Genomic DNA, 9,502 nt, shown 5'->3' with positions numbered 1-9,502 from the left:
TTGCGCCACAGGTCGATGGCGCGGACCTTGCGGAACACCTTGATGGTGCCGGCGGTGGCCTTCGCCTCGTAGGCCTCGTAGGCGGTCTTGAAGGCGGTGCCGTAAAGATCGTGCAGGTCCGCCACCTCGTCCGGCGAGAACAGCGTCCATTCGGCATCCGCCTCGACGCGTTGCATGAACAGGTCCGGCACCCAGTTGGCGGTGTTCATGTCGTGCGTGCGGCGGCGGTCGTCCCCAGTGTTCTTCCTGAGGTCGAGGAACTCCTCGATATCGACATGCCAGGTCTCGAGATAGGCGCAGACCGCGCCCTTGCGCTTGCCGCCCTGGTTGACGGCGATGGCGGTGTCGTTGGCGACTTTCAGGAACGGCACGACGCCCTGGCTTTCGCCATTGGTGCCCTTGATATGGGCACCCAGCCCGCGCACCGGCGTCCAGTCATTGCCGAGGCCGCCGGAATACTTGGCGAGCAGCGCATTGTCCTTGATGCCCTTGAAGATCAAGTCGAGATCGTCTCCGATCGTGGTCAGGAAGCAGGACGAGAGCTGCGGCCTGAGCGTGCCCGAATTGAACAGCGTCGGCGTCGAGGCCATGAAATCGAAGGACGACAGAAGGTCGTAGAATTCGATGGCGCGCGCCTCGCGGTCGATCTCGCGCACGGCAAGACCCATAGCGACGCGCATGAAGAAGGCCTGCGGCAGCTCGAAGCGCTTGCCGCGCGTCTGGAGAAAATAACGATCGTAGAGCGTCTGCAGGCCGAGGAACTGGAACTGCAGGTCGCGCTCGGGCTTCAGCGCGGAGCCGATCCTGTTGAGGTCGAAGCGGCCAAGCTCGGGGTCGATCAGCTCGGCTTCAATGCCGCGGCGGATGAAGGCGGGGAAATAGGCGGCGTAACGCTCGCTCATCTCGGCCTGGGTCGCCTGCTCCGGGCGGCCGGCGACGAAGGACAGCGCCTCGCGGCGCAGGCGGTCGAGCAACAGGCGGGCCGAGACGAACGCATAGTTCGGCTCCTGCTCGACGAGGGTGCGCGAGGCCAGGATCGGCGCCAGCGACAGTTCGTCGAGCGTGATGCCGTCATAGAGATTGCGGCGCGCCTCGGCGAGGATGGGGGCCGCAGAGACTGCGTCGAGGCCTTCGCAGGCTTCCTCAACGATGCGGGCCAGCCGTGCCTCGTCGAGCGGCGCCAACGCACCGTCATCGCCCTTGACCTGAAGCGTGGGCCGCGCCGGCGCGGCAGCCGCCGCCTTCTCCGCCGCGCGCTCCCTCGCCCGCTCCTCGCGATAGAGCACGTAGGCGCGCGCTATCCTGTGATGCTCGCCGCGCATCAGCGCCAGCTCGACCTGGTCCTGCACCTCCTCGATGTGGAAGGTGCGGCCGGCATCCGCCCGGCGGGTGAGCGCGGCGATGACCTGCGCCGTCAGCTCTTCCACCACGTCATGCACGCGCCGCGAGCCCGCCGCCGTCGAGCCCTCGACCGCGAGGAAGGCCTTGGTCAGCGCCACCGTGATCTTGGTCGGGTCGAAAGGCGTCACCGAGCCGTTGCGGCGGATGACGCGATAGCCCGGCTCGGAAACCGGCGTTGTGGGCAGTTCGATAGCGTGCGGAAGCGGCGCGGTTCCGTTGGCATGGGCGGCGGCAGTGGCGGTCATCATCATCCCCGATGGTTTTTGGCCTGCTGGTTTCTGGGGGACGGAGCGTGGCGCACGCATGCCGGGAGCGGCTCGAAAGCCGCGCGGACAAAGCGTACCGCCGGGACACCCCGCCCGTGGACGTTCGAAATGTCGGGGCAGGTCTCCTGGCTTGCAGGTCGTCGCCCTTGTCGGCCTTCCCGGCGCCTTGCGGCTCCAGTGGCGTTACTCGACGCGGACTCGCTGCTTACAGTTGCGGGGGCAGCGCCGGCCTCCCCTCAGCGGGTCACCGGCTTCCCTCTTAGCTTCCGAGCACGAACCGACTCGGAAGACCACGACATCTATATTTAGTGGCCATAGGCGTTCGCCTGTCAACAGGTCGCGCGCCAATTCAGCGCTCCTCTGAAGTCGCGACGGGCGCCGATGACGAAAGAGCGACGGAAGCGTGGCCGTCCGTGAACCATTTCACCGACGCAAGCGACCCATTGTCGGATCGACATGGCCGCACCGCGGTTCGGTCGGGTTACTTGCACTGAAACGACCGTCGAGGCGTTATGCGAACGCCACGAGCGGTGCCGCATCTGGGAGGGCGGAATGACGACGGCAAAGCTTCACGGTGTCGAACTTGTCAGGGGCGAGAAGTGGACGGTGCGCGTCACCGCCTATGGCACCACGCTCATTTTCCCGTTCGAGGCCGAGCAGCATGCGCGCTCCTATGCCGACGGACAGGCTTTTCGCCTCGGCGTCGAGGTGGTCGAACTGAAGAACTGCGCCTGAATTGCTATTCGGCCGACCGTCGAGCGAGGGGCGCCTTCCCGCTTTCGATCCGCCAGCAGGGGTGGACCCTTACTCAGGTCTCATTGTCCCAAGCCAGCGCACTGGGGTGATGCGATCATGATCGACATCGCGCGCGGGCCATACTGCCGACGCGAGATGAAACTCTCGTAGCATGATGAATCTGAACGAAAATTAGCAATCCATTGCATTCCCTACAAATCAGGCTCATGCTTGGTGTGTGCAAAGCTGGGTGGATCCATAGGGGCAAGGGCCATGGAATTTGCAGTTTGCTACGACCACAGCGGGATGGATCTGGCGTGGTCGATCTTCCTCGACATCACGGCGTTCTTCGTGATCATGGCGCCGCTGGCTGCCGCACGGCTGATCGCGATCTCGCGGGCGGATGCCGTCGGGCGGCTTCAGGTCGCCTAGCCCGCGCAACCGCAAGAGGCGGTTCAGCTGGAATCGGATCGCCGATCCCGCATGGACGATTCGCCGAACACCGCCGAACAGTCGACCTCGTCGTGGAAATGCGCCTGAGGGTCGAAAACCAGCCACGACGCATGCGTGCGCAGGACCTTGAGCCTCGCGTTCTTTTGGGCGCGCGCCAAGCGATCCGCATCGGCTGGCGAGGCCCCGGCGGACGTCTTGGCCTGGAGGCGGCAAAAACTCCTCGACATGGCAGACTTGGAAACGCGGCTGCCCGTCTTGCGTTCCATCGGCAACGGACCGTGGGACCGAAGGCGTCGTCAGTTCGACGATCTCCCCGCGAAGCATGGGGCCGGCGACCCGGAAACCGGACGCCGTTAACCCTCACCCGGGGGCCGGACCAAGGTCGGTGTCGCAATCGCCAAACAGCGATTATAATCTCCCGGCGGGGGCGGGATATGATGGTGCGTCTAGCGAGGGTCTTTGCGAACGAAATCGTCCGGCGCTGGAGCGGGCTGTCGCTGGCGCTGCAGTTCCTCATTGCCGGCGGTATCGTTCTGCTGGCGGTGATGCTGGTGGTTGGTCTGTGGGTGACTGCGCAGATCCGTGAGGGCGTCATGCACAACTCCGCCACCACCACCGCGCTCTATGTCGACAGCGTGATCGCGCCGCTTCTGCCGGACCTGCGCAAGAGCCGCGAGCTCGACGACACCGTCAAGCGGGCGCTTGACGAGACGCTAGGCCAGGGCGCGCTGGGAAAGCGGCTGGTTTCGTTCAAGCTTTGGCGGCGCGACGGCACGATCCTCTACGCCAAGGACGCCGATCTGATCGGCAAGAAGTTCGGGCCGAACCCCAATCTGGCGGCCGCCTTTGCCGGCAACGTCATGGTCAAGTTCAACCAGCTGGACGACGAGGAAAACGACAAGGAACGGGCCCTGGGTCTGCCGCTGCTCGAAATCTACAACCCCGTACGTGAGCCCTGGTCGGGCGACGTCGTCGCCGTCACCGAGTTCTACGAGGTGTCGGACGACTTCGAGGAATCGCTGCACTCCGCCCTGTTGTGGAGCTGGCTGGTCGTTGCAGGCGCGACGGCAACCGCGCTTGCGCTTTTGTCCGGGATCGTCTTTCGCGGCAGCCGTACCATCGCCACCCAGCGCGCCACGCTCGAGGCCAAGGTCGCCGAGCTGCAGACCGCATTGGCGCAGAATTCGTCGCTGCGCCTGCGCGTGCAGCGCGCCTCGCGCCGCGCGACCGCACTCAACGAGCGGTATCTGCGCCGCATCGGCGCCGACCTGCATGACGGGCCGGCGCAACTGGTGGCGCTAGCCGCACTCAGGATGGACAGCCCCATGCTGGTCGATCCGGGCACGTCGAGCGAGCTGCGCGAGGCCGAGATCGCCGGCATCCACAAGACGCTCGGCGAGGCGATGCGCGAGATACGCGGCATTTGCAACGGGCTGGTGCTGCCGCAGATCGAGACCCAGGCCGTAAGCGACATCCTGCGGCTGGCGGTGGCCGAGCACGAGCGCCGGACAGACACCAAGGTGTTGTTAACCGTACCGGAACGCTTGCCGGAACTAGGCACCTCGGAGAAGATCAGCATCTACCGATTTGCGCAGGAGGGGCTGAACAATGCGTACCGCCACGGCAAGGGCAAGGGGCAGCAGGTGAAGGCCGCGATGAAAAGCGGCAAGCTGGCGGTCGAAGTGCAGGACTCCGGTCCCGGCTTCGACTCGGGCAAGAGCGAAGGGCTGGGCCTTGCCGGCCTTAGGGAACGTATTGAAAGCATCGGCGGGCAGTTCGAGACACTGTCGGGGCCGGGAGGAACGAGACTGATGATCACATTGTCTGTCGAGGAGCAGCCGTGACCGCACCCATCCGTATCGCCATTGTCGACGACCATCCGCTGTTTCGCGAGGGCGTGGCGCGCAGCCTCGGCGAAATCGGCGGCTTCGAGCTTGTGGGCGAAGGCGCCAGCGCCGACGACGCGGAACGGCTGGCGCGTTCCGGCACGCCCGATATCCTTCTGCTCGACATCTCCATGCCGGGCGGCGGCCTCAATGCGCTGACGAGCATCCTTGCCGCGATGCCCGAACAGAAGATCGTCATGCTGACGGTGTCCGAGACGAACGCCGACGTCGCCCAGGCGTTGAAGGCCGGGGCGCGCGGCTATGTGCTGAAGGGCGTCGGTTCGAAGTCGCTGGCCGAAATCCTGCGCGATGTCGCCAACGGCCAGAGCTATGTCTCGCCGGCGCTGTCAGCCAGGCTTTTGTCCGACCTGCTGCAGCCCGCCGCCCGCAAGCCCGCTCCGCTCAGCCGTCTCACCGGCCGGGAGACCGAGATCCTGAAACTGGTGGCGGAGGGCCTGAGCAACAAGGAGGTCGCCGCCCGGCTGTCGCTGCAGGAAAAGACGGTCAAGCATCACATGACCAAAGTGCTGACCAAGCTCAACGTGCGCAACCGCACGGAAGCGGCGCTTCTGATGCATGAGGCGAGGGAAAGGCAGTAGGGAATTGAGGAAAGGGTGAAACCAGCCTTCTTGTTCTTCAATTCTTCAATGCTTGAATTCCGCAGCCCCTAACAGCGAATCACCCCCGCCTCCGGAAGCGGGGGTGACTTACGCGAGGGTGTTGAAGGGGGTAGCTTCTCACAACCCTCACAGGCTTTGCAGTCGCACGATGTCGTCCTGCGTCGCCTTGCGTTCGACGATGGTGCGGCCGAGAGCATCCATCATCTCGAAGCGGCCGTTCTCAACCTCTTCCTTCATGCCGTTGGGGTGGAGCACAGTGATCTTGCCACCGACCACCTCCACTTTGTCGCCGGTCGCCAGATTGACGTGGGTGCCCTGATCGCTCGAACCGACGCTGCCGGCGGAACTGTTGCCCTGGCCGTTACCAGTGCCATTGTTCCCGTCACCATCGCCATTGCCATTGCCGCCGGCATTGCCGTTGTTGCCGCCATTGCCGGAATTCGAGCCCCCCGGCGATCCGGAGTTGCCGCCGTTGCCGTTTCCGTTGCCGTTGTTGCCGCCACCATTGCCGCCGTTGCCATTGCCGTTTCCAGCATGGGCAGCTGAGGTCTTCACCAAGCCGTCTGTCGTCAGATGACAAGGCGCGACAGCCAACGCCAGCGCGGCCAGAGCCCGCAGCGCAAGCGAGGAGATCCGCTTTGAGACGGGTTCGCGCATCCTGTCCTTCTGTGTCGGCTCCGCCTCGGCCTCGACCGGAATCCAGCTCTCGACCAGGGGGCGGGCGAGCCGGCGGCTTCGCGCGAAGCATCCCCCGTTTGGCAAGGCTGTGGAAGCGGCCCACGACCCCTGCCCTTGCGGGTGGGACTTTTTTTGCCGCCTGCGGGGACCAATGTCGCAACGGCTTCGGGGCAGCGTTAACCAAATTGCTTGGAAATCGGCCGGCAATTCTTTATGACTGGGCTCGCAAAAAATCATGCGGGCATACCAACGAACCGCGACACACTACGGCCCTGGCATCCTTCAGCACGTAAAAGCCGTGCCGTAGATCTTGATTGCGCGCGAGGATTATTCCCCGGCATCGGGGCCTGGCGACTAGGGTCCCCTGGCAACCGTCCCCAAGGGCCCAAAAAAGTACCCCCGCCAAAAGGCGGGGGTAAGGTGAGAAGCGGGAGTTCTGTCAAATGATGATCAGGACCGAAGAAGCAAAGCAAAAGGTGGCAACCTGATTTTGCAGCGCCGGCCTTCAGTCCCTTGAAGATCTAATCCAGATAGAACCTCGCTCTCACAAACTCTGCTCTCACAAACTCTTCAGGCGATTTAAATCCGCCCTGGTGGCCTTGCGGTCGACGATGGTACGTCCGTACTTGTCCTGCATCCTGAACCGGCCGTTCTCAACCCTCTCCGTCATTCCGTTCTTGTGCGTGACCTGGATGCTGGCGCCACTGACCTCGACCTTGTCGCCCGTCGCAACCGTCACGTGATTGTCTACATCGGCGACGCTGCTGCTTGTTGTGGTGCTGGTGTTGCTGCCGGTGCCGGTCGTTCCCCCGGTGCTGCTGTCTCCACCGCTGCTGTTGCCGTTCCCGTTGTTGCCGTTGCCGTTCGAGCCGCCGTCGCCGTTTCCGTTGCCGCTATTGCCGTTCCCGTTCCCGTTGCCGCCGTCGCCGTTTCCATTCCCGCTATTGCCGCCCGAATTGCCGTTGCCGCTGTTGCCGCTCGAGCCGCCGTCGCCGTTTCCGTTGCCGCTATTGCCGTTTCCGTTGCCGCCGCTGCTGCTGCTATTGCCGCTCGAATTGCCGTTTCCGCTGTTGCCGTTGCCGTTCGAGCCGCCGTTGCCGTTTCCGTTGCCGTTGTTGCCGCCGCCATTGCCGCCCTTGCCGGCATAGGCCTTGACCGGGATAAGTCCATCGATGGAGAGATGATAGGGCGCGACAATCAAGGCGAGCGCCGTCAGCGCTCGCAAGACAAGCCTGCCACCCCTGCGCTTCAAGCGCATCCCATTCTCCCCATGCCAGCCTTCCAGCCCGTCGGCCGAATTACCCCGCCGGCATTGTCGCAGCGTGAGCATCCCCAATCAGCCCGTCGCGGGGAAGTGGCCCACGACCCTTGTTTTGTCCACTCGGACCTTTTTTGGATGAATATCAGACCTAAGTCCTAACTCAACCACAGGATGCGGTCCGGCGGCCCCGCATATATGTCCATTTTGCGCGACCGCGAGAGGAGAACCCTCGCAGCCCCCTGCGGCAGAGGTAGCGAACGTCACCCGTTCCACCTCGATGCCGCCTCTATGTCGACAGCGAAACCGGTGATCGATTCAATGCTATTGTCGCGGTCAACCAAATGGGGGGTGTCGGCTATGTCAGACTTTCGGAAGGCGGTTATCTCCGCGCCGGGCAGGGAACGCCTGGCCAGAGCGCCACATGGCGCAAAGGTGGTGATCCACGCCACCGCAGCCGAAACCAACGGCGCATTCGGGATGTGGGAAACTTTCACCCTCCCCGGGAAAGGCCCTGCCCCTCACACCCATACTCGAGAGACGGAGGTTTTTCGAGTGGTCCAAGGGACCTATCGTTTCCAATGTGGCGATGAGGAGTTCGATGCCCCTCCGGGCACCGTCGTCGTCCTGCCGCCTCATGTGCGTCACAGTTGGCGAAACATAAGCAGCGAGCTCGGACAGATGTTCGCCATAGTCACGCCGGGCGGATTCGAGCAACTCTTCCTGGAGATAGAGGCGACGGCCGGCGCCCCCGACAAGATCGCATCGATCGAAGCTCGTTTGGGGATAATCAACGACGAGACGACGGCGCTCGATCCCTGAGGCCCGGCCGCTATCTCGGCGGATTCTTCGGGATGGAAAACCGCTGGAATTGCTCTCTTTGCCTGTCGCAATTCCGGACGGAAAACCGCTGCGCACTTTTCCTGGAATTGCTCTCTTTGCCTGCCGCAATTCCGGACGGAAAACCGCTGCGCACTTTTCCTGGAATTGCTTCAGGCCGGCAACGGCAAGGGTCGCCTCGCCGTGACCGCCGAGCCGAAGGCGGCGACGATCACGGCCGCGATGCCGACGCATTGAAGCACGCTCAGGTCCTCGTGCAGGTACAGGAAGCCGGTCAGCGCACCACCCGCCGGCTCCAGGCAGACGATCATGCCATAGACCTTGGCCGGCATCCGGGCCAACACCATCATTTCCAGCCAGAAGGGCAGCGCGCTGGAGAACAGGCCGACGACGACCGCGCCGGCCATGATATGCGGATTGGCGAGATGCGGCGCGGCGGCCGAAAAGCCGAAGGGCAGCGCCAGCACAGCGGCGATCGCCATACCATAGGCAGCGGTGCGCGCGCCGAGCTCGGCGCCGGCCTTCTGTGCCAGGATGATGTAGAGCCCCCAGCAGCCGCCGGCGGCGAGCGCAAGCAGCACGCCCACCGGATCGAGCCCGCGGCTGACATCGGCGAAGGGCGAGAGCAGCACGATGCCGGCGACGGCAAAAACCACCCAGACCAGGTCGAGGGCGCGCCTGGATCCCAGCATGGCGACGAAAAGCGGCCCGGTGAATTCGAGCGCCACGCAGATGCCGAGCGGAATGCGCGCGAGCGCGGCATAAAACAGCATGTTCATGGCGCAGACGGTGACGCCGTAGGCGGCGAGCCAGGGCAGGCCCTTTCGGGTCGGCAGCACCTTCCAGGGCCTGAGCACCGCCGCCAGCATCAGCGCGCCGATGGCGAGCCTGAGCATCGTCGTGCCCTCGGGCCCGAGCGTCGGGAACAGGCTTTTGGCGAAGGCGGCCCCCACCTGCACCGACAGGATGGCGCCGAGCAGCCCGAGGATGGGCAGGCTGCCGGCATGTGTCTGCGGTTGCGCTGTCTGCGAGGTCAATCCTGGCTCCATCCCTGGTTCGGGCATGGAGATAGGACGCGGCGCTCACGCTGTCGTGAGGCAGCGCGGGGCGGATGGCTAGGACAAGATGGTGGGCCGGCACGCTGGCAGGATGCCGGAGTGTTGAGATGCTGACGGGGCAGCGCGAGCGCTGTCCCGCCGGCGTAAAACCCCTGTCAGCCGGCCATGGCCAATGGCTGCGGGCTCTTGTTGGGGATCTGGATGTCGATCTCCAGCGTCGACATGGTGGCTCCGCGGTCCATCGAGACCTGCAGGTAGTCCTGGTCGATCTGCACATGCTTGGCAATGACCGCCATGATCTCCTCGC

11 protein-coding genes and 1 riboswitch are annotated in these 9,502 nt (G+C 64.2%); of the genes, 5 read left to right on the top strand and 6 right to left on the bottom strand.

The annotated features are described in order from the left end of the window. A partial coding sequence (locus tag Q0L57_RS31710) for an ATP cone domain-containing protein (protein WP_296747036.1) occupies positions 1–1,646 on the bottom strand: 1,646 nt, incomplete at its 3' end. A 118-nt stretch (positions 1,647–1,764) separates the two neighbouring features. After that, positions 1,765–1,977: riboswitch (cobalamin riboswitch) on the bottom strand. Between the two features lie 242 nt (positions 1,978–2,219). On the opposite strand from Q0L57_RS31710, the gene Q0L57_RS31705 reads away from it, so the two are divergent. Together Q0L57_RS31705 and Q0L57_RS31700 are read left to right on the top strand one after the other, a co-directional pair. Beyond that, entirely contained in the window at positions 2,220–2,402 is a 183-nt protein-coding gene (locus Q0L57_RS31705) for a hypothetical protein (RefSeq protein ID WP_296747035.1), read from the top strand. A gap of 273 nt (positions 2,403–2,675) precedes the next feature. Continuing rightward, on the top strand, positions 2,676–2,834 hold the full coding sequence (locus Q0L57_RS31700; RefSeq protein ID WP_296747034.1) for a hypothetical protein: 159 nt from the start codon (positions 2,676–2,678) through the stop codon (positions 2,832–2,834). Positions 2,835–2,857: 23 nt separating this feature from the next. Here the strand turns inward: Q0L57_RS31700 and Q0L57_RS31695 are convergent, their stop codons facing one another. Further along, a complete protein-coding gene (locus Q0L57_RS31695; protein ID WP_296747033.1) occupies positions 2,858–3,121 on the bottom strand; it encodes a hypothetical protein in 264 nt (87 codons plus the stop codon). Positions 3,122–3,289: 168 nt separating this feature from the next. Here Q0L57_RS31695 and Q0L57_RS31690 point away from each other — a divergent pair, with 168 nt between their 5' ends. Beyond that, positions 3,290–4,699, top strand: coding sequence for a sensor histidine kinase (locus Q0L57_RS31690; protein WP_296747032.1), 1,410 nt, complete (start codon positions 3,290–3,292; stop codon positions 4,697–4,699). Next, positions 4,696–5,340, top strand: a complete 645-nt coding sequence (locus Q0L57_RS31685) for a response regulator transcription factor (protein ID WP_296747031.1) — start codon at positions 4,696–4,698, stop codon at positions 5,338–5,340. The genes Q0L57_RS31690 and Q0L57_RS31685 overlap by 4 nt, the downstream gene beginning before the upstream one ends. Positions 5,341–5,487: 147 nt before the next feature. Here Q0L57_RS31685 and Q0L57_RS31680 read toward each other — a convergent pair whose 3' ends face one another. Beyond that, on the bottom strand, positions 5,488–6,276 hold the full coding sequence (locus Q0L57_RS31680) for a hypothetical protein (protein ID WP_296747030.1): 789 nt from the start codon (positions 6,274–6,276) through the stop codon (positions 5,488–5,490). Between the two features lie 322 nt (positions 6,277–6,598). Beyond that, on the bottom strand, positions 6,599–7,297 hold the full coding sequence (locus Q0L57_RS31675) for a hypothetical protein (protein ID WP_296747029.1): 699 nt from the start codon (positions 7,295–7,297) through the stop codon (positions 6,599–6,601). Positions 7,298–7,657: 360 nt separating this feature from the next. On the opposite strand from Q0L57_RS31675, the gene Q0L57_RS31670 reads away from it, so the two are divergent. Then, a complete protein-coding gene (locus Q0L57_RS31670; RefSeq protein ID WP_296747038.1) occupies positions 7,658–8,119 on the top strand; it encodes a cupin domain-containing protein in 462 nt (153 codons plus the stop codon). Positions 8,120–8,289: 170 nt separating this feature from the next. Here the strand turns inward: Q0L57_RS31670 and Q0L57_RS31665 are convergent, their stop codons facing one another. Continuing rightward, positions 8,290–9,174, bottom strand: coding sequence for a DMT family transporter (locus Q0L57_RS31665; protein WP_296747028.1), 885 nt, complete (start codon positions 9,172–9,174; stop codon positions 8,290–8,292). A 176-nt stretch (positions 9,175–9,350) separates the two neighbouring features. Continuing rightward, positions 9,351–9,502, bottom strand: a 152-nt coding sequence (locus tag Q0L57_RS31660) for a cell division topological specificity factor MinE (RefSeq protein WP_296747037.1), incomplete at its 5' end; no start/stop codon positions are given.

It is taken from the genome of Mesorhizobium sp. (assembly GCF_024509055.1).
Taxonomy (GTDB): domain Bacteria; phylum Pseudomonadota; class Alphaproteobacteria; order Rhizobiales; family Rhizobiaceae; genus Mesorhizobium.
This window is presented reverse-complemented; position numbering and strand designations above follow the sequence as displayed.